This window comes from Marinobacter sp. AN1 (genome assembly GCF_026013985.1).
Taxonomy (GTDB): Bacteria; Pseudomonadota; Gammaproteobacteria; order Pseudomonadales; family Oleiphilaceae; genus Marinobacter; species Marinobacter segnicrescens.
The window spans coordinates 1,065,915-1,088,605 of the sequence record NZ_CP110342.1 but is presented as its reverse complement, the minus strand read 5'-3'; the positions used below and the strand labels follow the sequence as shown (position 1 = coordinate 1,088,605).

At 60.2% G+C, this 22,691-nt stretch carries 19 protein-coding genes, 1 pseudogene and 1 riboswitch; of the genes and pseudogenes, 8 read left to right on the top strand and 12 right to left on the bottom strand.

Translation table 11 applies throughout. The features are described 5' to 3' along the window. Positions 1-64: 64 nt before the first annotated feature. Together LJ360_RS04850 and rpmE are read right to left on the bottom strand one after the other, a co-directional pair. The gene (locus LJ360_RS04850) at positions 65-1,330 is read right to left on the bottom strand and encodes a malic enzyme-like NAD(P)-binding protein (protein ID WP_264995438.1); all 1,266 of its coding nucleotides are present in this window, start codon (positions 1,328-1,330) and stop codon (positions 65-67) included. 227 nt (positions 1,331-1,557) lie between these two features. Beyond that, positions 1,558-1,779 carry a 50S ribosomal protein L31 gene (gene rpmE / locus LJ360_RS04845; protein ID WP_091851289.1) on the bottom strand — a complete coding sequence of 74 codons (222 nt, stop codon included), beginning with the start codon at positions 1,777-1,779 and terminating at the stop codon, positions 1,558-1,560. Positions 1,780-2,044: 265 nt separating this feature from the next. Here rpmE and LJ360_RS04840 point away from each other — a divergent pair, with 265 nt between their 5' ends. From LJ360_RS04840 to LJ360_RS04815, 6 genes are all read left to right on the top strand, one after another. After that, positions 2,045-4,219 (top strand): primosomal protein N', encoded by a 2,175-nt coding sequence (locus tag LJ360_RS04840; RefSeq protein WP_091851286.1) that lies wholly within the window; start codon positions 2,045-2,047, stop codon positions 4,217-4,219. Between the two features lie 130 nt (positions 4,220-4,349). Further along, the gene (gene argS / locus LJ360_RS04835) at positions 4,350-6,038 is read left to right on the top strand and encodes an arginine--tRNA ligase (RefSeq protein WP_264995436.1); all 1,689 of its coding nucleotides are present in this window, start codon (positions 4,350-4,352) and stop codon (positions 6,036-6,038) included. 18 nt (positions 6,039-6,056) lie between these two features. Beyond that, positions 6,057-6,704 carry an SPOR domain-containing protein gene (locus tag LJ360_RS04830; protein ID WP_091851280.1) on the top strand — a complete coding sequence of 216 codons (648 nt, stop codon included), beginning with the start codon at positions 6,057-6,059 and terminating at the stop codon, positions 6,702-6,704. A gap of 85 nt (positions 6,705-6,789) precedes the next feature. After that, positions 6,790-7,320 (top strand): ATP-dependent protease subunit HslV, encoded by a 531-nt coding sequence (gene hslV, locus LJ360_RS04825; protein WP_091851277.1) that lies wholly within the window; start codon positions 6,790-6,792, stop codon positions 7,318-7,320. Between the two features lie 13 nt (positions 7,321-7,333). After that, the gene (hslU, locus tag LJ360_RS04820; RefSeq protein ID WP_264995435.1) at positions 7,334-8,662 is read left to right on the top strand and encodes an ATP-dependent protease ATPase subunit HslU; all 1,329 of its coding nucleotides are present in this window, start codon (positions 7,334-7,336) and stop codon (positions 8,660-8,662) included. 59 nt (positions 8,663-8,721) lie between these two features. Then, on the top strand, positions 8,722-9,114 hold the full coding sequence (locus LJ360_RS04815; protein ID WP_264995434.1) for a DUF971 domain-containing protein: 393 nt from the start codon (positions 8,722-8,724) through the stop codon (positions 9,112-9,114). A 13-nt stretch (positions 9,115-9,127) separates the two neighbouring features. On the opposite strand, the gene LJ360_RS04810 is transcribed toward LJ360_RS04815, so the two are convergent. The 3 genes from LJ360_RS04810 to LJ360_RS04800 form a co-directional block, all read right to left on the bottom strand. Then, entirely contained in the window at positions 9,128-10,357 is a 1,230-nt protein-coding gene (locus LJ360_RS04810) for a patatin-like phospholipase family protein (RefSeq protein ID WP_264995433.1), read from the bottom strand. Positions 10,358-10,470: 113 nt separating this feature from the next. Beyond that, positions 10,471-12,780, bottom strand: a complete 2,310-nt coding sequence (ptsP, locus tag LJ360_RS04805) for a phosphoenolpyruvate--protein phosphotransferase (protein ID WP_091851264.1) — start codon at positions 12,778-12,780, stop codon at positions 10,471-10,473. Between the two features lie 16 nt (positions 12,781-12,796). Further along, positions 12,797-13,327: an RNA pyrophosphohydrolase gene (locus LJ360_RS04800; RefSeq protein WP_091851261.1), complete on the bottom strand. Its 531-nt coding sequence runs from the start codon at positions 13,325-13,327 to the stop codon at positions 12,797-12,799. Between the two features lie 167 nt (positions 13,328-13,494). On the opposite strand from LJ360_RS04800, the gene LJ360_RS04795 reads away from it, so the two are divergent. Then, positions 13,495-14,151, top strand: coding sequence for an HAD family hydrolase (locus tag LJ360_RS04795; RefSeq protein ID WP_264995432.1), 657 nt, complete (start codon positions 13,495-13,497; stop codon positions 14,149-14,151). Here the strand turns inward: LJ360_RS04795 and LJ360_RS04790 are convergent. From LJ360_RS04790 to thiC, 7 genes are all read right to left on the bottom strand, one after another. Then, the gene (locus LJ360_RS04790; protein WP_264995431.1) at positions 14,148-15,344 is read right to left on the bottom strand and encodes a class I SAM-dependent rRNA methyltransferase; all 1,197 of its coding nucleotides are present in this window, start codon (positions 15,342-15,344) and stop codon (positions 14,148-14,150) included. The genes LJ360_RS04795 and LJ360_RS04790 overlap by 4 nt on opposite strands. 12 nt (positions 15,345-15,356) lie before the next feature. Then, on the bottom strand, positions 15,357-15,746 hold the full coding sequence (gene gcvH / locus LJ360_RS04785; RefSeq protein ID WP_264995430.1) for a glycine cleavage system protein GcvH: 390 nt from the start codon (positions 15,744-15,746) through the stop codon (positions 15,357-15,359). 35 nt (positions 15,747-15,781) lie between these two features. Continuing rightward, on the bottom strand, positions 15,782-16,384 hold the full coding sequence (locus LJ360_RS04780; protein WP_264995429.1) for a YqiA/YcfP family alpha/beta fold hydrolase: 603 nt from the start codon (positions 16,382-16,384) through the stop codon (positions 15,782-15,784). A 54-nt stretch (positions 16,385-16,438) separates the two neighbouring features. Next, positions 16,439-17,185 carry a 3',5'-cyclic-AMP phosphodiesterase gene (gene cpdA, locus LJ360_RS04775; protein ID WP_264995428.1) on the bottom strand — a complete coding sequence of 249 codons (747 nt, stop codon included), beginning with the start codon at positions 17,183-17,185 and terminating at the stop codon, positions 16,439-16,441. 227 nt (positions 17,186-17,412) lie between these two features. Next, positions 17,413-17,916 (bottom strand): DUF1249 domain-containing protein, encoded by a 504-nt coding sequence (locus LJ360_RS04770; protein ID WP_264995427.1) that lies wholly within the window; start codon positions 17,914-17,916, stop codon positions 17,413-17,415. Next, entirely contained in the window at positions 17,913-18,548 is a 636-nt protein-coding gene (locus LJ360_RS04765) for an NUDIX domain-containing protein (RefSeq protein WP_264995426.1), read from the bottom strand. Before LJ360_RS04765 ends, LJ360_RS04770 begins: the two co-directional genes overlap by 4 nt. Before the next feature lie 530 nt (positions 18,549-19,078). After that, positions 19,079-20,956, bottom strand: a complete 1,878-nt coding sequence (gene thiC / locus LJ360_RS04760) for a phosphomethylpyrimidine synthase ThiC (RefSeq protein ID WP_264995425.1) — start codon at positions 20,954-20,956, stop codon at positions 19,079-19,081. 80 nt (positions 20,957-21,036) lie between these two features. After that, positions 21,037-21,150, bottom strand: a riboswitch (TPP riboswitch). Positions 21,151-21,238: 88 nt separating this feature from the next. Between thiC and LJ360_RS04755 the strand changes: the two are divergent. After that, positions 21,239-22,689: pseudogene (locus tag LJ360_RS04755) on the top strand (TolC family outer membrane protein). Positions 22,690-22,691 lie beyond the last annotated feature (2 nt).

The following is a 22,691-nucleotide window of genomic DNA, read 5'->3' as shown; positions in this document are numbered from 1 at the left end:
AGCGATCACCCACAAAAAACCGACGGCTCTCACCGTCGGTTTTGTGGGCTCAGTTCGCTGAAACTCAGCGAATATCGTCCATGGACTTGAGCGGATAGTGCGCCGGATAACCCTTGCGAGCCACACCGGAATCAACCGCAGCACGGGCGACGGCAGCAGGCACCACTTCCAGCAGACGAACATCCATCGGCTTGGGAATGATGTAGTCCTTGCCGAACTCCAGGCTGTCTACGTCATAGGCTTCGCAAATCTCCTTGGGTACCGGCTCCTTGGCCAGCTCCCGGATAGCGTGAACCGCAGCAACCTTCATCTCTTCATTGATGGCAGTCGCACGAACGTCCAGCGCACCACGGAAAATGAACGGGAAGCCAAGCACGTTGTTAACCTGGTTTGGATAATCAGAACGGCCTGTCGCCATGATCAGGTCATTCCGGGCTGCCATGGCCAGTTCCGGCTTGATTTCCGGATCCGGGTTGGAGCACGCAAATACGATCGGGTTCGGAGCCATCTTGTTCAACTGCTCAACAGTGAACAGGTCAGGGCCAGACAGCCCCAGGAACACATCCGCACCGTCAATTGCGTCATCCAGGGTACGCTTGTCGGTATCGTTGGCGAACATGGCCTTGTACTGGTTCAGGTCGTCACGCCCGGAGTGGATCACACCCTTGCGATCCAGCATGTAGATGTTCTCGGAGCGAACACCGCAGCTGACCAACAGCTTCATACAGGCGATAGCGGCAGCGCCAGCGCCCAGACAAACCACCTTGGCCTCTTCAATCTTCTTACCCTGAAGCTCGAGGGCATTGATCATGCCGGCTGCAGTTACGATGGCCGTACCGTGCTGATCGTCGTGGAAGATCGGCACATCGCACTTCTCGATCAGTGCACGCTCGATCTCAAAGCATTCCGGCGCCTTGATATCTTCGAGGTTGATACCACCGAAGGTATCGGCAATGCGCTCAACCGTTTCAATGAACGCCTGGGGGCTCTCGGAATTGACTTCGATATCAAACACATCGATACCGGCGAAGCGCTTGAACAGGACACCCTTGCCTTCCATCACCGGCTTGCTGGCCAGGGGGCCGAGATTGCCGAGGCCGAGGATGGCGGTACCGTCAGAAATAACGGCTACCAGGTTACCCTTGGCAGTGTACTTGTATGCATTCTCGGGGTCCTTTGCGATCTCGCGGACCGGTTCCGCAACCCCGGGGCTGTACGCCAGCGAAAGATCGCGGGAGGTCTGGGTCGGCTTGGTGATTTCGACACTCAGCTTACCCGGCCGCGGCTGGGCGTGATATTCAAGGGCTGCTTCTTTCAGATCTTGAGACATTGCCACTGTTCCGTTTGTCACGTTTAAAAGAGGACTTTCGACCATTCGCGAATTGACACCAAGAGGGGGCCACCGCAAATGTTAGCGCGCCATTATGGACCGAACCCTGACCCCAAACAAGGCCCTCCATACGTAATACCCCCTATCGGCACACAGTTGCAGGCACAAAAAAAGCACCCCGAGGGGTGCTTTCCAGACTTCGGTGCTGCCCGGAGGGCGGCGCGAAATCAGTCCTTCTTGCCACCGATACGACCACCGAAACGCTTCTGGAAGCGGTCGATGCGGCCAGCGGTATCCATCACCTTCTGCTTGCCGGTATAGAACGGGTGGCACTGTGAGCATACGTCCAGCTGAAGATCCTGGCCATAGGTGGACCGGGTCTTGAATGAGTTACCACAGCTGCAGGTTGCGGTAATCTCGTGATACTTGGGATGAATACCTTCTTTCATGGCGAACCTCTTACGGTCATGCCGCCACCTGGTCACGGGTAAAAAGACCGTTTCGCAACGATTTTCAATACCTTGGCGCCGGGCACCGCATGTTTGAATCCATTGGAAAGACAGGGCACAATCAACCCCGCCTGAATCAGACCGCGCATCTTACGTGCAATCGCTTCCCGACGCAAGATACGCAACCCCCGAAACACTTGCCCAGCACGGCCCTGGAGCCCCAGTGTCGCGCAGTAGGTCAGTGAATTAACCAAACGGGACACCAGTGAGCCAGATCGTCCGCGTTGCCCTGAATCGCCCCATCCGGCGCCTGTTCGACTACATCGCCACCGACGAGGTGCCGCTGCAGGCCGGCCAACGTGTGCAGGTTCCGTTCGGACGCTACCGGGCCACAGGCCTGGTGGTTGAAACCAACGTCGTCCCTCCGGAAGGTATTGACCTGAAACCGGTCACCTCGGCCCTGGAAGACTGGCCTGCGCTGCCAGAAGAAACACTTGAGATACTGGGCTGGGCTTCAAGCTACTACCAGCACCCCCTGGGGGAATGCCTGTTCATGGCTTTGCCCCCGGCCCTGCGCAAGGGCCGGACCACCGACGCGCCAGCTGCGGAACAGTGGTGGGCGCCAAAGCCGGATGCTGACTGCAACCAGGTCCCTGCAAATGCCCACCGTCAGCAACAATTGCTTGCACTGCTCCAGGAGAGCGGCCATGGGCTGTCCTGGGGCCAGATCAAGGAAAAGGGATTCACCCGTAGCCAGCTCAATGCCCTGGCACAACGCGCCCTGGTCAGTGCCACCGAGCCCCCCGAGTCAACGGCAACCAGCGACCAACAGCCTCTCGCCACACCGGCTTTGACAACCGCCCAGATGGAAGCAGCCCGGGCCCTCCCCGCTCGTCACGGTTTTTCGGCGAGCCTGCTCTATGGCATCACCGGCAGCGGCAAGACCGAGCTCTATCTGCATTACCTTCATCGCGAACTCGATGACAGTGGCCAGGCACTGGTGCTGGTACCTGAAATCAATCTGACGCCCCAGACGGTCGCCCGCTTCCGCTCCTACCTCGGCGATCGCGTTGTGGTCTGGCACTCAGCCCTGAACGATCGTCAGCGGCTGGATACCTGGCGACGAGTGCGTAATGGGGAGCCGGTCATCCTGATCGGTACCCGGTCTGCTGTGCTGCTACCGTTTACCAATCTGCAGGCCATTGTGGTGGATGAGGAACACGACAGTTCCTACAAACAAGGCGAGGGATTCCGTTACTCAGCCCGGGACCTGGCAGTATTCAGGGCACAAAGGAACCGGTGTCCGGTTATTCTTGGCTCAGCAACGCCTTCACTCGAATCCCTGCATAACGCCGCCCGAGGCAAATACCGGCAAATCAACCTGACGGAACGGGCTGGCTCCGCCCGGCCGCCAGCCATCCAGCTACTCGATATCCGCAGTCGCCCGCTGACTGGCGGGCTGTCCCGGCCCGCCACAGAGGCCATCCGGGACACACTGGCGGCAGGTGAACAGGTGCTGGTCTACATTAACCGTCGCGGCTTTGCGCCGGTACTGATGTGCTTTGATTGCGGCCATATCGCCGAGTGCCCCAACTGCGACACCCGCCTGACCTATCACCGCCGCGACCGGGCGCTTCGCTGCCACCACTGCGATTACCAACAGCCTGCGTTTCACCGCTGCCCCAAATGCGGGGGCGAGGCCTGCGAGCCCGTCGGCCAGGGCACTGAACAGACCGAAGCGATACTTGCCGAAAGCTTTCCGGAAGTACCGGTCATCCGCATTGACCGGGACAGCACCCAACGCAAGGGCAGCATCCAGAATATCCTGGACAGGGTAAACAGCGGCGAACCCTGCGTTCTCGTAGGCACCCAGATGGTAGCCAAGGGCCATGACTTTCCCAATGTCACCCTGGTGGTCGTGATCAATGCCGACGGAGGCCTGTTCAGCGTTGACTTTCGCGCGCCGGAACAGATGGTGCAGACCCTGCTACAGGTGAGCGGCCGGGCTGGCCGGGGTGAAAAACCGGGGCGGGTGCTGATCCAGACCTGCCACAGCGACCACCCGCTGCTGGCCAGACTGGCCCAGGGAGATTACCTGGCACTTGCGAGACAACTGCTCGCCGAGCGTGAACAAGGCGCCCTGCCACCTTACCGCGCCATGGCCATCGTCAGGGCAGAAGCGCCCACCATGGAGGCGGCGCTGGCGTTTCTCGAGCAGGTTCGCACAGCCCTTCCGGAACGTCCCCTCGATATCTGGGGCCCATTACCCGCCGCACTCGCCCGCAAGGCAGGCCGCCACCGGGCACAACTGGTACTGCAATCAGAAAGTCGTGGCCACCTCAACCGGGTCCTCACCCAACTGTGCCAGCACCTGGAACAACATCGGCAGCCGGGCAACCTGCGCTGGGTGGTGGATGTGGACCCGCTGGAAACCGGGTAAAAGAAACCGTGTGATTTTGCTAAGCCCTGCCCTTTCCGGGATAATACCCGCCCTCAAACCCTGTGCGTCTTTTGATCAGAGCATCTGATCAGAGCAACACCACATCCCGAACCAAGGGTCACCGGATAGCATGAAAAACACCGTAACCGAACTCCTCGGCGCAGCACTGGCCGCCCTCCAGTCAGAGGGCACCCTGCCCGCCGACCAGTCCTTTACGCCGCAAGTTGGTAATACCAAGGACAAGACCCACGGCGACTACGCCTGCAATATCGCCCTGGTGGCCGCCAAGGCGGCAGGCTGTCCACCACGAAAGCTGGCAGAGGCACTGGTAGAGCGATTGCCGGAAAGCCCGGCTGTTGCGAAGGTGGAAATTGCCGGTCCCGGGTTCATCAACTTTTTCATGACCGCGGAGAGCGCCGTCAGCATTGCCGGTGACATCCTGCAAAAAGGCGCGGGGTTCGGACGCAATAACGATGGCCAGGGCGAGAAGGTGCAGGTGGAATTCGTATCGGCCAACCCCACTGGCCCCCTGCACGTGGGCCATGGACGCGGTGCAGCAATCGGCGACAGCCTGTGTCGCCTGCTGGAAGCCAACGGTTACGATGTGACCCGTGAGTTCTACTACAACGACGCGGGGGCCCAGATCGACAACCTGACCAGGTCTGTCCAGGCCCGGGCCAAGGGGCTGGGGCCGGATGACGAGTCCTGGCCAGAGGATGGCTACCGGGGTGACTACATCACGGACGTGGCTGAGGCCTACCTGAAAGGCGAAACCGTGACCGCCGACGACAGGGGTGTCACCGGCAAAGCGGACCCGGACGATATGGCCGCCATTCGGGAGTTTGCCGTGGCCTACCTGCGCCGGGAGCAGGACCTCGACCTGAAAGCCTTCGGTGTGGAATTCGATGTCTACTTCCTCGAGTCCTCCCTGTATCGGGATGGCAAGGTGGAAGCCACCGTCGAGCGCCTGAAGGAAAACGGCTACACCTATGAGCAGGACGGCGCCATGTGGCTACGCACCACCGAGTTCGGTGACGACAAGGACCGGGTCATGCGCAAGAAAGACGGGGGCTACACCTATTTTCTGCCGGATGTCGCCTACCACCTCGACAAATGGCAGCGCGGCTTTACCACCGTCATTAACGAACAGGGTGCCGACCACCATTCCACCGTGACCCGGGTGCGTGCGGGCCTGCAGGCCCTTAAAGCCGGCATCCCCCAGGGCTGGCCGGATTATGTATTGCACCAGATGGTGATGGTGACCCGGTCCGGCCAGGAGGTGAAGATCTCCAAGCGCGCCGGCAGCTACGTTACTGTGCGGGACCTTATTGACGAAGTAGGCCGTGATGCCACCCGTTTCTTCCTGGCCGCCCGTCGGGTGGACTCGCAGCTGACTTTCGACATCGACCTGGCTCGCTCCCAGACTAATGAAAACCCGGTCTACTACATCCAGTACGCCCACGCCCGCATCTGCAGTGTTCTTCGCAAGCTGGCCGAAGAGCACGGAGTCCAGCGTGGTCGCAACGAAGTTGCTGGCAACCTGTCGCTGCTTGTACTGGACGAGGAAAAGGAGCTGGCCAACCAGCTGGCGAAGTACCCGGAGCTGATCCGCAATGCGGCCGCCACCCGCGAGCCCCATCACCTGACCCATTATCTCCGGGAACTGGCCGGCCAGTTCCACACCTACTACAACGCACACAAGGCCCTGGTCGACGATGTCGAACTCCGGGATGCCCGCCTGACCCTTTACCTGGCGGTACGGCAGGTGATTGCTAACGGCCTGGACCTTCTGGGCATCAGCTCACCGGAAGAAATGTAGCCGGCTGGAGACCACGAATTGGCCAGGGATTACGCCCGCAAACAGTCCTCCGGTAAGGGCGCGGTGAACAGTTCACCGCCTCCCCGGAAGACCCGTGTGCGCGCGGAAAAATCCCGCAAACCCTCTCCCCGCCCCGCGGCGGCCCGCAAACAGAGCGGAGGATTATCTGTGCGCTGGATCCTGTCACTGGCAGCCGTCGGTGCCTTTATCGGTTTTATTGTCTACCTCAATACCCTTGAGCCGGTGGATGGCGCGGCACCCGAGCAGCGGCAACCTGCAGTCAGCCAGCCCTCAAAACCTGCCACCAGCAAACCGGAGCAGAACACGGAGCAGGGGCCCAAGTTCAAGTTCTACGACATGCTGCCGGAGTCCGAAGTGGTGCCGCCCACTGTGGAGGAATATACCCCCAGCCCTGCCACCCAGGACTTCCGCTACCTGGTCCAGGCTGGCTCCTTCCGAACCGCCGGGGACGCCGAACGCCAGCGCGCGCAGATTGCCTTCCAGGGACTGCAAACGAAGGTGTCGCAGATCACAACCGATGAAGGCAAGACCTGGTACCGGGTTAATGTCGGCCCGTTCGACAGCCGCAGCCAGATGAATTCGGCGGTAGACAAACTGGTGGCCATCAATATCCAGCCTCTGGTGCGGAAGATTCCCAAGGAGTGACCAAGGGGCTGGCCATGCACCTTGAAATCCCGGGAGCCGGCTCCATATCTCGGAAATCACTTCGATTTCAGCAAATGGAGCCCCGATGACCACGATACTATCCGTTCGCCGTGATGACGAAGTCGCCATGGGCGGCGATGGCCAGGTGTCCCTTGGCAATACCGTCATGAAGGGCAATGCCCGCAAGGTGCGCCGTCTATACAATGGCCAGGTGCTGGCTGGCTTCGCCGGCGGTACCGCCGATGCATTCACCCTTTTCGAGCGATTCGAGGCCCAGCTGGAAAAACACCAGGGCAACCTGACCCGGGCGGCCGTGGAATTGGCAAAGGACTGGCGCACCGACCGCGCCCTGCGCAGGCTGGAAGCCCTGCTGGCAGTGGCGGACAAGACTGCCTCCCTGATCATTACCGGCAATGGTGACGTTATCGAGCCGGAACAGGGCCTGATCGCCATTGGCTCCGGCGGCCCGTTCGCCCAGGCATCGGCGCGCGCACTGCTGGAAAACACTGAGTTAAGTGCCCACGAAATCGTCGAGAAAGGCCTGGATATCGCCGCCGACATCTGCATCTACACCAATCACAACCGCACCCTTGAAGTGCTCTCAGCCAACGACTGAACCCGGAGCTACCATGTCTGCAATGACTCCCCGCGAAATTGTCCACGAGCTGAACAAACACATCGTTGGCCAGGAAGAAGCCAAGCGTGCCGTCGCCATCGCCCTGCGCAACCGCTGGCGCCGGATGCAGCTCGACAGCACCCTGCGGGATGAAATCACACCCAAGAACATCCTGATGATCGGCCCCACGGGTGTGGGCAAGACCGAGATCGCCCGTCGCCTGGCCAAGCTGGCCGATGCGCCTTTCCTGAAAGTGGAAGCGACCAAGTTCACCGAAGTGGGCTATGTGGGCCGTGATGTGGAATCCATTATCCGCGACCTGGCGGACATGGCCATCAAGATGCTCCGCGAAAAGGAAATGAAGCGCCACGAGAACCGTGCCCTGGACGCCGCCGAGGATCGTATCCTCGATGCCCTGCTGCCACCGCCCCGGAATTTCCAGGAAGACAGCCAGCCACGGGAAGATTCCTCGACCCGCCAGCTGTTCCGCAAAAAACTGCGGGAAGGTGAACTGGATGACAAGGAGATCGAGATCGACCTCCGTAACTCCGCCGCCGGCGTGGAGATCATGGCCCCTCCCGGCATGGAGGAAATGACCAGCCAGCTGCAGAACATGTTCTCCAACCTGTCCCAGGACCGGCGCAAGACCCGCAAGATGAAAGTGGCGGACGCCATGCGCCAGGTGAAGGACGAGGAAGCCGCCAAGCTGGTGAACGAGGAGGAAATCAAGCAGAAGGCGATCGAATCCGTCGAGCAGAATGGCATCGTGTTTATCGATGAAATCGACAAGGTGGCCAAGCGTTCCGAGAACGCCTCCGCCGACGTCTCCCGCGAAGGCGTCCAGCGCGACCTGCTACCACTGATTGAAGGCAGCACCGTCAGCACCAAGTATGGCACCGTGCGTACCGATCACATCCTGTTCATTGCCTCCGGCGCCTTCCACTTGTCCAAGCCGTCAGACCTGATCCCGGAGCTGCAGGGGCGCCTGCCCATCAGGGTGGAGCTACAGGCCCTGTCGCCGGATGACTTCCGCCGCATCCTGACCGAGCCGGATGCCTCCCTGGTCCAGCAGTACGAAGCCCTGATGGGCACCGAGGGTGTCAAACTGACCTTCAGTGACGACGCAATCCGGCGCTTGGCCGAAGTCGCCTGGAAGGTAAACGAAACCACCGAGAATATCGGCGCCCGTCGCCTCCACACCGTGATGGAACGACTGCTGGAAAGCCTGTCCTATGACGCCGGTGACAAGGTCACCGACGGCTTTGAAGTCACCGCGGAATACGTGGACGAGAAGCTGGGTGACCTGTCGGAAGACGAGGATCTCAGCCGCTATATCCTGTAATCCACCTGCGAAAGCCCCGGGTGCCATCGCTGCAGCACCCGGGAACTCCGGAACCTGCCATGTCCCAACGCCCCTCAGATATCCGCATCCGTAAACAGAGCCGCCTGCTTCAGCTCGATTACGACGACGGTACCCGCCTTGAACTCCGCTTCGAGTTCCTCAGGGTCTGGTCGCCATCCGCCGAGGTGCGTGGCCACGGCGCAGGTCCTGGCACCCTTCAGACCGGGAAGAAGGATGTCATGGTGACCGGAGCGGAAATGGTGGGCAACTACGCGCTGAAACTCAGCTTCAGTGACGGCCATGATTCCGGGCTGTTCACCTGGGATTACCTGCGGGATCTGGGTGAAAACCAACAGGCCTATTGGGAGGATTACCTGAAGCGCCTGGAAGCCGAGGGTGGCAGCCGGGAAGCCAGCGGACCACAACTGTTTGGTGGCCCGACCAGTCACTGATCCAGCATCCCGGTCAGGCCCGGTTCAGAATCCGGGTCACACTGCCCAGCACACCCCGATTTTCCTTCTGTTTACGTTTCCTGGCCACGTAGAGCGGCAGCGTTTCACCATAGAGCGCAGTGCTTAACGTGCGCTCACTGTCTTCCAGCACCTCCCGATTCAATCGTATGCCCTGCTTTGCCAGCACCGGTTCCAGTTGGTCAGCACGACGTAGCAGGTCCCGCCGGGTCATCTGATAGGCATGCTCGCACACCTGCCGGCGGGAGCGGAAACTGAATACGCTGGAGTTGAACAGCGTCGCGTCATCCCGGGTGGGCTCGAAAAGCACCACATTCCGGTCGGGGTAGTCACGGGCATACTGGGCGATCCCCTTTTGCATACGGGAATACACCATGGCGCGGTACATCTGGGACAACATGTTAGGCATGCCAGAGCCGGTGAGCTCATCGGCGGCCATGGTCCCGGCGGCCTCTGCCGCCCGGGCATCAATGGGTACCTGGGGGTTGATGGCCAGCACCAGGTCAGCGCCCTGGTCAAAGGCTACCGACGCGTGCAGCCCCTTCCGCAAGGTGCCGTCAACACAGTATCGCCCCTCCACTTGCACCGGTACGTAGAGCCCAGGCGAGGCCATGCTGGCCTGGATCGCCTTCGAGACGGGAATATGATCAAGGCCAGGCTCACCGAAGAAGACCGGCTCGGTGGTTTCCACGTCGACAGCAATCACGTACAACCTTCGCCGCAGTTCCCGGAAGTCATTAGTGCGCCCGGATATGGTGAACGCCCGCTCCAGGTATGCCTCGAGCGCTGTATTATCAAACAGGCCAGCCGGCGCCGCCTGGGCCAGGATGGTCATGGCTTCCAGGAAACTCTGATCGTGGGGGTTGCGCACAAAACGGGAGACCGCGCTGCCGAGCAGGCCGGGAACCGCCCGCAGGCGCCGCCCCATTTCCCGCAGTGCCGGACGATAGAAAACCTCCGGGTGAAATGGATGCACTTCGGCCTCATGGCGGACAAAAATCCGGCACAGCTGGGCCGTAGTGAGCTGGTTGGCCAGGTTGGCCGCGACAAAAGCGCCGGCATTAACACCCACGTAGACTTCCAGGTTGTTGAAGTCCAGGCCGTCGAGTGCCTCGTCAAGCGCCCGCAAGGCGCCAATCTCGTAGATGCCACCGAGCGGTCCGCCACCACCAAGGGCAAGGCCGATACGGGGTGCAGGTCTGAGCTGGGTCGGTTCTGTCGTCATGATGCCCTCCCAAGGCCGGTGCGCCGGCGTCGCTTTCCACCGTCATCAGACATCAGGCTACCAGCCTGAATTAGAGTACTCACCCCAGAAATGGCCTTGGGGCAGACACCGCGTTACTGGGAACTCTCGAAACTGGTCACCGGCACCGCACCGCGCCCCGGACGCAGGTAGCGGGCAAAGCCGGCACTGCGAAGGGCCAGGTCGACACAGCTCTTGATGACGTGGGGCGAATCCAGCAACAGGACATCCTCCAACAGCTGCGCCGCCCATTCCCGGCTGATGCTTCGAATCACAGACTTGACCTTGGGCAGGCTGGCCGCGTTCATGGACAGGGCGTCGTAGCCCATCGCCATGAGCAAAAGGGCGCCCCCGGGGTCTCCGGCAAGTTCGCCGCAGATGGTTACCGGCTTGCCCACGGCATGGGCATCCTGGGCAATGCGGACCAGTGCCTGCAGTACCGCAGGGTGGTAGGAATGGTAGAGCTGGGCTACCCGGGGATTATTCCGGTCCACCGCCAGCAGGTACTGGGTCAGGTCATTGGAGCCAACAGACAGGAAGTCCACCCGCTCGGCCAGTTCCCTCACCTGGTAGACCGCGGCCGGGACTTCAATCATCACCCCTACCCGGGGCATGTGGATCTGATAGCCTTCCTCCCGGACCTCATGGTAAACCCGGTAGATCAGGTGCAGGGACTCCTCCACCTCGGAAATATTGCTGATCATTGGCAGCATGATTTGCAGGTTGTTAAAGCCCTCACTGGCTTTCAGCATGGCTCGCACCTGCACCAGGAATATCTCCGGGTGATCGAGGCTGATACGGATACCCCGCCAGCCCAGGAAGGGGTTCTCCTCGCTGATCGGGAAATAGCTCAAGGCCTTGTCACCGCCAATGTCCAGGGTACGCATGGTAACCGGGTTGGGGGCAAAGGCTTCCAGCTGCTCCCGGTAGTATTCTCGCTGCTCTTGCTCTGACGGAAACCGTTCCTTGATCATGAAGGGCACTTCCGTACGGTAGAGCCCGATGCCCTCAGCACCGTGGCTCAGGGAGCGGACCACATCGGTCATCAGGCCGGTGTTGACCAGCAACGATACCCGGTGGCCGTCGGTGGTGACACAGGGCTTGTCCCGCAATGCCTCCAGACCCCGGAAAAGTTCGTCTTCCTCGTCGCAGATTTCCTTATAGAAACTTCGCAACTCGGCGGAGGGCGAGGCAAAGATCTGCCCCTCGAAACCATCGACCACCAGCTCCTTGCCATCAAGCTGGTTCACCGGGATATCAACCAGCCCCATTACGGTGGGCACACCCATGGCACGGGCCAGGATCGCCACATGGGAGTTACTGGAGCCGCGCACGGAAACCAGCCCCACCAGCCTCCCACGGGGCACCTCGCCCAGCATCGCGGGGGTCAGCTCCTCGCTGACCAGCACCGTATTTTCCGGATAATCCAGCTCGCGGGTGTCCCCTTCCTGCAAGTGGGACAGGATACGACGACCCAGGTCACGGATATCCACTGCCCGCTCCCGCAGGTAGTGATCATCCATCATCTCGAAATGGCGCACATACTGGTTCACCACCTGCTTGAGCGCCCCCTGGGCCCAGAGGCCTTCGCCCTGGATACGATTGGCGACCTCCCCCGGCAGGGCATTGTCACCCAGCATGCGCAGGTACACATCAAACAACGCCTGTTCTTCCGGCCTGAGCTGGTCAGAGAGTCGCTGCGACACCCTCTGGATATCTTCCTGCACGGCGCTGACGGCCTCCCGGAACGAGGCCAGCTCAGCCTCGGGGTCGTCCGCAATCTTCTCGGGCACCGCATCCAGGTCCGCCGGGGGATAGACCACCACGCCCTTGCCGATCGCGACACCCGGCGCACCTGGCACACCGTTGAAGGACACATCCCGGGCCTCTTCACCGGTGAGGGACATACCACTGATGGCGCCGGTGGCTTCGCTGTGGGCAATAACGCCCGCGAGCTGCGCAGAGACGGTGACCAGGAAGGCTTCCTCACCCTCGTCAAAGTTACGGGACGCTTCACGCTGCTGTACGACCAGCACACCCAGCACCCGACGATGGTGAATGATGGGTACACCGAGAAACGATCGAAAACGCTCCTCACCGGTCTCGGGGAAATAGCGGTAGCGCGGGTGGGACGGCGCATCCTCAAGGTTGATGGGCTCCTCCCGGGAGCCTACCAGGCCGACCAGGCCCTCGGAGTGGGCCAGGCTGACCTTGCCGACGGCCTTTTTGTGGAGGCCCTCAGTGGCCATCAGGATGTAGCGATTGGAGACCGGATCCAGCAAGTAGACGGAACACACCTCGGTGTTCATGGCTGCCTGTACCCGCGAAACGATAATGTCCAGCGCCTCCTGAAGGTCCCTGGCACCGTTTACTTCCTGAACAATACTTCGCAAGATACCGAGCATATCGGGTGTCAATCCGTCATTGTTGTTGGTCCTGTCGGCGCTGTGCTTCTTCGGCACGCTGCCACTGATCTACCGTACTGAACAATCGGGGGGCCAGCTCTCGAAGGGCACGGCGATAGACCTCCCGCTTGAAAGACACCACCTGCCCCAGCGGGTACCAGTAGCTTACCCACTGCCAGCCATCAAATTCCGGCGAATCTGTGTGGTCAACCCGCACAGACGCATCCGGGGAAAGCATCCTCAGAAGGAACCATTTCTGTTTCTGGCCAACGCATACGGGACGCGAATTATGGCGCACCATGCGTCTCGGCAGACGGTAGCGCAGCCAGCCCCGGGTGCAGCTGATGATTTCCACATCCCCTGCCCCCAGGCCGACTTCCTCGGCCAGCTCCCGGTAGAGAGCCTGTTCCGGTGACTCGTTGTGCTTGATGCCACCCTGTGGAAACTGCCAGGAGTCCTGCCCGATCCGCCTTGCCCACAAGACCTCGCCCTTGTGGTTGGCCAGAATGATTCCGACGTTGGGTCTGAAACCGTCTGAATCAATCACGGCACAGTCCTGTCTCAAAGTGTTACGGAAGAAGCCCCTTTTTGCAGGGACTTTTATTCCAGATTGACTCCATTCTTACAGAAAGCCTACCGGTCGGCAAACGAAGCAGGCATTCTTTTTCAGCATGTTAGAATACCCTGTAAAAGCACCTCTGAAGGAGAATCCCCTTGACCCTGGCCATTTTCGACCTGGACAACACCCTGCTGGCAGGAGACAGCGACCATGCGTGGGGAGAGTTCCTCGTAGACGCCGAACTGGTGGACCCCGAAAGCCACCGACAGCAGAACGACCAGTTCTACCAGGACTACCTTAACGGCGAACTGGACGTATACCGGTACCAGCGCTTTGCCCTTTCCCCCATTGCCGGACGCGAACCGGAAGAAGTGGCTGCCTGGCGCAAGGCGTTCATGAACAGTCGGATCAAACCCCTGTATCAACGCAAGGCCGACACCTTGCTCGCCAGCCACCGGGACCGGGGGCATACGCTGATGATCATTACTGCCACCAACCGCTTCGTAACCGGCCCCATCGCCGAGGCCATGGGCATCGAGCACCTGCTGGCAACGGAGCCGGAAGTGGTCGACGGTCGCTATACCGGTGATATTGTCGGGGTGCCTACCTACCAGGACGGCAAGGTCGTCAGGCTCAGGGAATGGCTGGAAGAGCACGGAGAAAGCCTGGAGGGCGCCTGGTTCTATAGCGACAGTCACAATGACCTGCCGCTACTGAAGCTGGTAGACAACCCCGTGGCGGTGGACCCGGACCCGACCCTGGAACAGTACGCCAGGGAGCAGGGGTGGCCCGTTATGTCGTTACGGGATTAAAGAAACTCGGTCAGGGAACGGACAAAGCAGGCTTTCAGGTAATCCGTTTCGGGAATACCCGGCACCATGGGGTGATCCGGGCCCTGATAGCCTTGTTCCAGCAGCTGGACGAAACGGTCTACCTTGCGGGCGCTACCACGGATGATATCCACCAGCTTGTCCCGGGACAGATGCATGGAGCAGGACGCCGAGACCAGCAACCCGTCACGCTCCAGCAGGCGCAGACCCAGCTGGTTCAGGCGGGCATAGGCCTGCTCGCCGGCTTTCTGGTCACGACGGCGGGGGATCAGTGCCGGCGGGTCCAGGACGACGATATCGAACTTCTGTTTATCATCTGCCAGGCCCTTGAGCACCTCGAAGGCATCGCCCTCCAGGGTGTCCACATTATTGAACCCGTTGAGCGCAGCGTTATGGTGCACCGAGGCCAGAGCCTGCCGTGAGCTGTCCACACAGGTAACGGAGCTGGCACCACCAGCCGCGGCCTGCAGGCCCCAGCCACCAGCATAGCTGAACACATCCAGCACCCGGCACCCCGGACTGTACTGCTGCAGGCGGGCGCGGTTCATACGGTGGTCATAGAACCAGCCGGTCTTCTGGCCACCACTGAGGGGCACCTCAAAACGAACGCCATTCTCACGAACGTGCAGGACGTCCACCGGCTCGCCCTCGACCTGTTCGACGTAGGAGGACAAACCTTCCACCGAACGCATCTTGCCGTCATTCTTCAGAATGATGGCCTTCGGATGCACCAGGCGCTGCACGCCCCGGATGATGGCCTCTTTCATGGATTCCATTCCGGCGGTGGAAATCTGTACCACCACCACGTCATCAAAACGGTCGATTACCAGTCCTGACAGGCCGTCGCTATCCCCGTAGACCCAACGGTACCAGGGCTCGGGGAAAACCCGGCCGCGCAGCTTCAGGGCGGTTTCCAACCTGTCCGTCAGTCGCTTCGGGGTCATCCCGGTGGTGGCATTGCGGCTGATCAGCCGACCGCAGATCAGGGCATGGGGATTAACAAACACTGTCCCCAGGGGCTTGTCATTGGATGCACGCAACTGGGCCTGGCTGCCGGCCTCGAAATCCGTCAGTGGCGAGCGGCGGGTATCCACCTCATTGCTGTAGACCCACAGGTGCCCGGCTTTCAGGCGACGTTCGGCGCCCTTGCGAAGGTAAAGAACAGGAAAGTCCATCAATGCCGGCCCTTATGCATCGGCCAGCGACTCGCCATAGGTAGCGGCGTCCATCAGCCCGTCCAGTTCACCCTGGTCTGCCAGCTTCACCCGGTACAGCCAGCCCTCACCGTAGGGGTCCTCGTTAACCATCTCCGGCTCGTCTTCCAGGGCGCCGTTGATTTCAATCACCTCGCCGGTGACCGGGCTGAACACATCGGAGGCGGACTTCACCGACTCAGCCACGCCGGCTTCCTCACCGCCGGTAACCGTTTCGCCGACCTCGGGAAGACCGATATAGACCACGTCACCGAGTTGCTCCTGGGCGTAATCGGTGATGCCTACTGTGGCGGTGCCGTCATCCGACACCCGAACCCACTGGTGAGTGTCGATGTATTTCAGATCCGCAGGTATCTCACTCATGTCACTTATCCATTGGCTGGAAAATTTGCCGCAGTTTACCGGAAATCACCCGGAAACAGGAACGCCAGGATGGCGGGCACAACCCGTTCGAACCGCTGGAACCGGTGATCTCCCCCTGGCTGGATCCAGGTTCGGGCTCCCGGGTGCTTGGCCAGGATTTCCCGGTAGTCCAGGGTTTCGTCTTCGGTCTGCAACAGGATAAACAGGTTGTCTGCCCGAACCGTGTCCCCGGGCTCCATGGCTTCCAGGGTGTCCATGTGGGCGGGGGTCAGCTCGTAGTCCTCACCGGTATAGGGGTTATGCTGTAGCCCCAGGTGGGACTGCAATAATCGGTATGGCCAGGCAGCCGGGTTAATCAGCGCGGCCTTCACCCCATACTTCGCCGACAGGACCGAGGCATAGAACCCGCCCATGGAGCTGCCAACCAGCCCCACCGGTCGGTCCCCGGCAGACTCTACCGCCGCACTTGCTCTGATCAATGCCAATTCAGGGTCGAACCCCAGCTCCGGCACAACAAGCTCTATGTCAGGCGCGACAGCAGGCAGCAACGTCCGGAGCTCAGACACTTTCTGCGAGCGGGGCGAACTGTTGAAGCCATGAAGGTAGACCAGAACCGGGTCTCTATCACTGGAGGCCATGAATGTACCGGATAGAAGGAATGGGCCTGTCAGTATAGCCGTCCGAACAGCGACTCAATAGCCGTTGCTGTTCATATCCAGCTCATATTGAAAGTCTGTCGCCCGAACTACCCCTGTATCCAGGGTGCCATTGCTGTGAAGGTCAAGCCACCGGAACCCCGGAGCCAGCCGCTCAACGGCAAAGTCCTCGGACCCCGCCTCGAACTGGATGCAGGTGGATGGTGTCGCAAGCAGCCGGACGTCGCCCCGGTACAAGTCAAGGTCCTGGTGGATATGGCCCCAGAGTACGGCCTTGACCTGTGGAAAGCGGTCGATAACCTCCCAGAACTGGTCACGGTTATGCAAGCCGATGGCGTTCATCCACTCGGTATCGATGCGAACGGGGTGGTGATGTAAACTCACCAGCGCAGGACGATCCGGGAAGGCGGTCAGAGCCTCCGCCAGGAACCTCAGTTCTGCCTCTCCAAGCTGGCCGTACACCTGCCCTCTTACAGAGGAGTCCAGCATGATGACCTGCCAACTTCCCACCAGGAACTGGCGCCCACCGGCCTGGTATTGAGCAGCAATCCGGTTGAGCACCTGGCTGTCGTCATGGTTGCCGGCAATCCAGCTTTGGGGGCAGTCGAAGGCAGCGGCCTGGCGGGCAAATTCATGGTACGCAGCCTCAGAGGCGTCCTGGGCGATATCACCGGTCGCAAGCAGAAGGTCTGGTTGTGGCTGTCGCGCCCTTGCCAACTGAATGACCGCAGCCAGGCTGTCACGGGTACGAACACCCAAAAGGGCTCCGCCGCCATGCCCCATCAGGTGGGGATCGGTAATCTGGAGAACGCTTGCTACGGCGCTGTCGCCGGCGGCAATGGAATGGGTGTCTCGTTTTCAGGTGACGACATTACGTGTTTTTCGTCCAGCGGCTGATGTCTTCGATACTAGCCGGATTCTACGTATACAACTTCTACTTTAGTCACAAGTCGGCAGTGGAAGCAGGGCAATTTTTACAAAAGTTGACACGAGGAGGACTGATCAGGACCTCAGCGGGCAGGCGCCTGGTCTTCAAGGCCATCGGCAGAGCGCCACGGGCTGGAATCCGGTGTAACGTGACCGAACCTGAGGCAGTAGTCGAGCCAGTCTGCCACAAAACCGTTGAGCTGGACCTTTTCATCCGGGTGGTGCATGAAGCGGTTGGGGTAATCGTTGACGGCGGCTACCTGGCGATTGCCATAAAAGCTGATCACTTCAGCCATGCTGGCGTCGTGGTATACCCGCACGGTGAGCTCCGGGTTATTCAGCCAGCGTCCGCTGTTATGGACCTGTTCCAGCAAGAGCGTTTCCGTATACCGGGTCTGCTGCAACACCGAAATACTGACGCGCCCAAGGTAATGGGCCTCACGGTGCAGGTCGAACTGCAGCACATCCGTGTCCCCACCCTGGACCCGGCGAAGTCGACGCAGGCGCTGGTAGTTGCCTTCGCACAGCGCACCGAGTCGTTGCAGGTCAGGTACGTAGCGCTGCCTGCGCAGGGTCTCGGCGCTCACGACTGCCCCCACTCCCGCCGCAGGCGGTCACGGTTAAGCTGAAGCCACTGGATCGCCATGATGGCCGCCGCGTTGTTGATCCGCCCATCGTGGATCATGGCAAAGGTTTCTTCGGCACTGAAAACATGGGCGCGGATATCTTCATGCTCATGGTCCAGTCCGTAGAGCCCACCGGCGTTTTCGGTACTGACCTGTCCAGCGTAGAGGTAGACCAGTTCGGTAGTGCCACCGGGTGACACCAGGTATTCACAGATTTTTTCAAGGCGGGTAAAGCTCAGCCCGGCTTCCTCTTCGGCCTCACGATGGGCAACGTCCTCCGGGTCCTCGCCTTTTTCGTTCATTCCGGCTACCAGTTCCAGCAACCATGGGCTCTGATCCCGACCGATGGCTCCGAGGCGGAACTGTTCGAGCAGGACCACTTCATCCCGCTCAGGGTCATAGGGCAGCACGCAGGTGGCGTCGCCACGAACGAACAGTTCGCGGGTAAATTCGGGCATGGTGGTGCCATCAAACCGCGGGTGGGTAAGCCACAGCTTGTCCATGCGGAAGAAGCCTTTAAAGACGGTCTCCCGCTTGTGGACCTGCACGTCGCTGGCCTTGAACTGGAAGGGTTCGGGCTTCTTTTCGGTCATGGTGGTTCTGGGGTTTCCGGTGGTATGGCGTGATGGTGAACGATAGCCGTTCGGGGTTTGGTATTGCAAGTTCGGTTTGGGTGGCTGTATCGCGCAGCTTTCAGGTCGCGGTGCCAGCGGTCGCCGGACGAGGATGCTTTTCGGGACACGCCGTGAATACGTCCCTGTAGGCTCTTCAAAAACGTCCATGTTTTTGAAGGTCCCGAAAAGCATCCTCGCCCGGCCCCCGTCTATCCTCCCGATATCGCGTGGCTTGCAGTTACACCGTCATGAACTGATCCCAGGCTCTTTCTGCCATTAGTTCTGCTCTGGCTATCAGCTCCCTTGCCTACACGGACTTGTGAAGTTTTTGTAACGGTATCTCGGAGTTCAAGGGGTAGCGGGTTGAGAACGTTTTTCGGGAGCGTCGGCAGCCAGGGATGGCTGCCGTCGAGCCCTACAGGGACGTACTTGCGGGGCGTCTCCCGAAAAATGTTATCGGCCTGCTGCCCCCGGCACCCAACCGACAGGCTGGAGAATTACCGAACCAATCACACCCGGTCGTAGATCTTCCCACCGGCAGCCACAAATTCCTCGGCTTTCTCTCGCATGCCAGCATCCACCGCAGACACCTCATCCAGGCCATGCTCCCGGGCATAGTCCCGCACCTCCTGGGAAATCTGCATCGAGCAGAACTTCGGTCCGCACATGGAACAGAAATGTGCCACCTTGGCGGACTCCTTGGGAAGCGTCTCGTCATGGAACGCCCGGGCGGTGTCCGGGTCCAGGCCGAGGTTGAACTGGTCTTCCCAGCGGAACTCGAAACGGGCCTTGGAGAGGGCGTTATCGCGGACCTGGGCGCCAGGGTGGCCCTTGGCCAGGTCGGCGGCGTGGGCGGCGATCTTGTAGGTGATGATGCCGGTTTTCACGTCGTCCTTGTTAGGCAGGCCCAGGTGCTCTTTCGGGGTCACATAGCAGAGCATGGCGCAGCCATACCAGCCGATCATCGCCGCGCCGATGCCGGAGGTGATGTGGTCATAGCCCGGAGCAATATCCGTGGTCAGCGGGCCGAGGGTGTAGAACGGCGCCTCGTCGCAGCATTCCAGCTGCTTATCCATGTTTTCTTTGATCAGGTGCATGGGCACGTGGCCAGGGCCTTCGATCATGCACTGAACATCGTGCTTCCAGGCAATCTTGGTAAGTTCTCCCAGGGTTTCCAGCTCGCCAAATTGTGCCGCGTCGTTGGCATCGGCAATGGACCCCGGGCGCAGGCCGTCACCGAGGCTGAAGGAGACATCGTAGGCCTTCATGATTTCGCAGATGTCTTCGAAATGCTCGTACAGGAAGCTTTCCTTGTGGTGCGCCAGACACCACTTGGCCATGATCGAGCCGCCCCGGGAGACGATGCCGGTGGTGCGTTTGGCGGTGAGTGGCACATGGTGCAAACGAACACCCGCGTGGATGGTGAAGTAATCCACGCCTTGCTCGGCTTGTTCGATCAGGGTGTCCCGGAAGATTTCCCAGGTCAGGTCTTCCGCAACGCCGCCCACCTTTTCCAGCGCCTGATAGATAGGCACGGTGCCGATGGGAACCGGGGAGTTGCGGATGATCCACTCGCGGGTTTCGTGGATGTTCTTGCCGGTGGACAGGTCCATCACCGTGTCGGAACCCCAGCGGATACCCCAGGTCAGTTTTTCTACTTCGTCTTCGATGGACGAGGTCACCGCCGAGTTGCCGATGTTGCCGTTGATTTTCACCAGGAAGTTGCGACCGATGATCATCGGTTCGGTTTCCGGATGGTTGATGTTGGCGGGAATAATCGCACGGCCCCGGGCCACTTCATCCCGAACAAACTCGGGGGTGATCTCCGGCGGCAGGTTGGCACCGAAGGACTGGCCGGGGTGCTGGTCCGCCAGCAAGCCGTTGGCCCGGGCCTCCTGCAGCTTCATATTTTCCCGAATGGCAACGTATTCCATCTCCGGCGTAATGATGCCCTGGCGAGCATAGTGCATCTGGGATACGTTTCTGCCGGGCTTGGCGCGCAGTGGCTTGCGCTCGTCCATAAACCGCAGGGGGTCAAGCTGCGGGTCTTTCATGCGGCGGCGAGTGAATTCGGAGGTGTAGCCGTCCAGTTGCTGTACATCGCCCCGCTCGGCAATCCAGGCGGCGCGAACCGGCGGCAGGCCCTTGCGGAGATCAATGGTGGCTTCCGGGTCTGTGTAGGGCCCAGAGGTATCGTATACCACCACGGGCGGGTTCTTTTCGCCACCCATTTCAGTGGGGGTGTCGCCCACGGTAATTTCCCGCATAGGCACGCGCAGATCGGCTCGGCTACCCTGCACGTATATTTTTCGTGAGCTTGGTAATGGTTTGATTGCTGCGGAGTCTACTTTTGCGGAGTCGCTGAGGTATGCTGGTAAGTCCGTCATGATCTGCTCCCGGATGGTCTTGTGGTATCGGGTCGCGTATGACGGAGTTGCGACAAATAGCCCTACAGGCATGGTGTCGCGGTTCATCTGGCCTTAATCCCTACGCCGGTATTATCCGGATCAGGTCGCGGGTTCTGCGTTGCAATCTCAGCCGATCGCCAGTTTATGGCGAATCAGCACCCCATCAAGACGCGATTCTGAATTCGTTTGTCCACAAAATACGTGGACTTAGCAAGTCTAGAGACGGGAACGATTATTGTCCATAATGGTCAACCAATACCTTTGGGTCATTGCCGGGCAGATTCCCGGAGTCAGTATTTCAGGAGAACCAATGAAAAACGTTTACTTCCAGGATTGATCAGCCTGCTCGCAGCCCAGCCTGCGTTCTCTCTGGATCTGATGGAAACCTATGAAAAGGCACTGTCCTATGACTCCGGCATTGCCTCGTCCCTGGCGCAGTTCCAGGCACAGCAGGCAACCAGCGATGTCAGCAAGAGCGCCCTGCTGCCCAAAATCTCGGCGGTTGGGTCAGCAAGCTACACACGTTTCGAGCCCAGGAATATACCCGGGGGGGCAAACGCCGATGAGCTGACGCGGCAACTCTTCTCGGGAGACAGTTATCGAACCTACCGCTACGGCGTCGAGCTGACCCAGCCACTGTTCCGGGCTCAAGACTGGTTCAGCTACGAAGCCAGCCAGTTCCAGACCGAGGCGGCCGAGGCCCAGTACAACCTGGCCCAGCAACAGCTGATTCTTGATGTAGCAACCGCCTACTTCGATGTCTTGCGCGCCAAAGACACCGTCACAACCGCCAAAGCAACTGAAACGGCCATCCAGCGCCAGTACGAACAGGCCCAGGAACGGTTTGACGTGGGGCTCATTGCCATCACCGAAGTCTATGAGGCGCGTGCCAGCTACGACGATGCCAGAAGCCAGCGCATCGCCGCCGACAACGACCTCAATGTGGCCAAAGAACAACTGGCCGGTTAACCGGAGAATATCCGGACGCCATGGAAAATCTCAGGCAGAATTTTCCGCTCGGGCGCCCCGAGCCTATGGATCCAACTTCGTGGGAAGCAACCGCGGTGGAGCAAAACTGGTCTATTCAGGCGGCCCTGAGGCAACTCAATGCCAGCGAAGCCAGCCTGAAAGCGGCAAAGTCCGGTCATTTACCAACTCTTGAGCTGAGCGCCTCCTACCAGGAAACCAGTCTGGAGAACGCCCTTTTTACTCAGCAAGAAGGCAACCAATCGATTGTCTCACTGTCACTGACCATCCCGTTCTACACGGGCGGCGGCACCCAGGCCGGCGTCCGGGAACAGCGCTCGCTGCTCACCGCCGCCGAACAGGACCTGAATACGGTGCGCCGGGACGTACGGGTGAATACCCGCAGCCTGTTCCTGACGGTGAACAACAATATTGAAACCGCCAACGCCTTCGAGCAAACCATCATCTCCCGCCGTAGCGCACTGGACGCTACCCGGGCCGGCTATGAAGTAGGTACGCGGAACATAGTGGAAGTACTGGATGCGGAGCGGGCTTACTACGTTGCCCTGCGGGATTACGCCAACGCCCGCTACGACTACGTGGTCAATACCCTGCAACTGAAACAGGCGGCCGGCACCCTGAGCCCGCAGGACCTGTTGGAACTGAACAAGTGGCTCAGCGAGACGGCGCCGGGCATTGAGGCGCTGGCCAATGAGGAAGAAACCCCGGACTCCCCAATGAAGTAAGC

Coding starts and splice junctions, on each gene's coding strand:
- LJ360_RS04810 (WP_264995433.1), bottom strand. CDS start 10,357: ATGACGACAGAACCGACCCAGCTCAGACCTGCACCCCGTATCGGCCTT.
- LJ360_RS04780 (WP_264995429.1), bottom strand. CDS start 16,384: ATGGCCTCCAGTGATAGAGACCCGGTTCTGGTCTACCTTCATGGCTTC.
- LJ360_RS04815 (WP_264995434.1), top strand. CDS start 8,722: ATGTCCCAACGCCCCTCAGATATCCGCATCCGTAAACAGAGCCGCCTG.
- LJ360_RS04765 (WP_264995426.1), bottom strand. CDS start 18,548: ATGACCGAAAAGAAGCCCGAACCCTTCCAGTTCAAGGCCAGCGACGTG.
- LJ360_RS04850 (WP_264995438.1), bottom strand. CDS start 1,330: ATGTCTCAAGATCTGAAAGAAGCAGCCCTTGAATATCACGCCCAGCCG.
- hslU (WP_264995435.1), top strand. CDS start 7,334: ATGTCTGCAATGACTCCCCGCGAAATTGTCCACGAGCTGAACAAACAC.
- thiC (WP_264995425.1), bottom strand. CDS start 20,956: ATGACGGACTTACCAGCATACCTCAGCGACTCCGCAAAAGTAGACTCC.
- LJ360_RS04790 (WP_264995431.1), bottom strand. CDS start 15,344: ATGGACTTTCCTGTTCTTTACCTTCGCAAGGGCGCCGAACGTCGCCTG.
- gcvH (WP_264995430.1), bottom strand. CDS start 15,746: ATGAGTGAGATACCTGCGGATCTGAAATACATCGACACTCACCAGTGG.
- ptsP (WP_091851264.1), bottom strand. CDS start 12,780: ATGCTCGGTATCTTGCGAAGTATTGTTCAGGAAGTAAACGGTGCCAGG.
- argS (WP_264995436.1), top strand. CDS start 4,350: ATGAAAAACACCGTAACCGAACTCCTCGGCGCAGCACTGGCCGCCCTC.
- hslV (WP_091851277.1), top strand. CDS start 6,790: ATGACCACGATACTATCCGTTCGCCGTGATGACGAAGTCGCCATGGGC.
- cpdA (WP_264995428.1), bottom strand. CDS start 17,185: ATGGGGCATGGCGGCGGAGCCCTTTTGGGTGTTCGTACCCGTGACAGC.
- rpmE (WP_091851289.1), bottom strand. CDS start 1,779: ATGAAAGAAGGTATTCATCCCAAGTATCACGAGATTACCGCAACCTGC.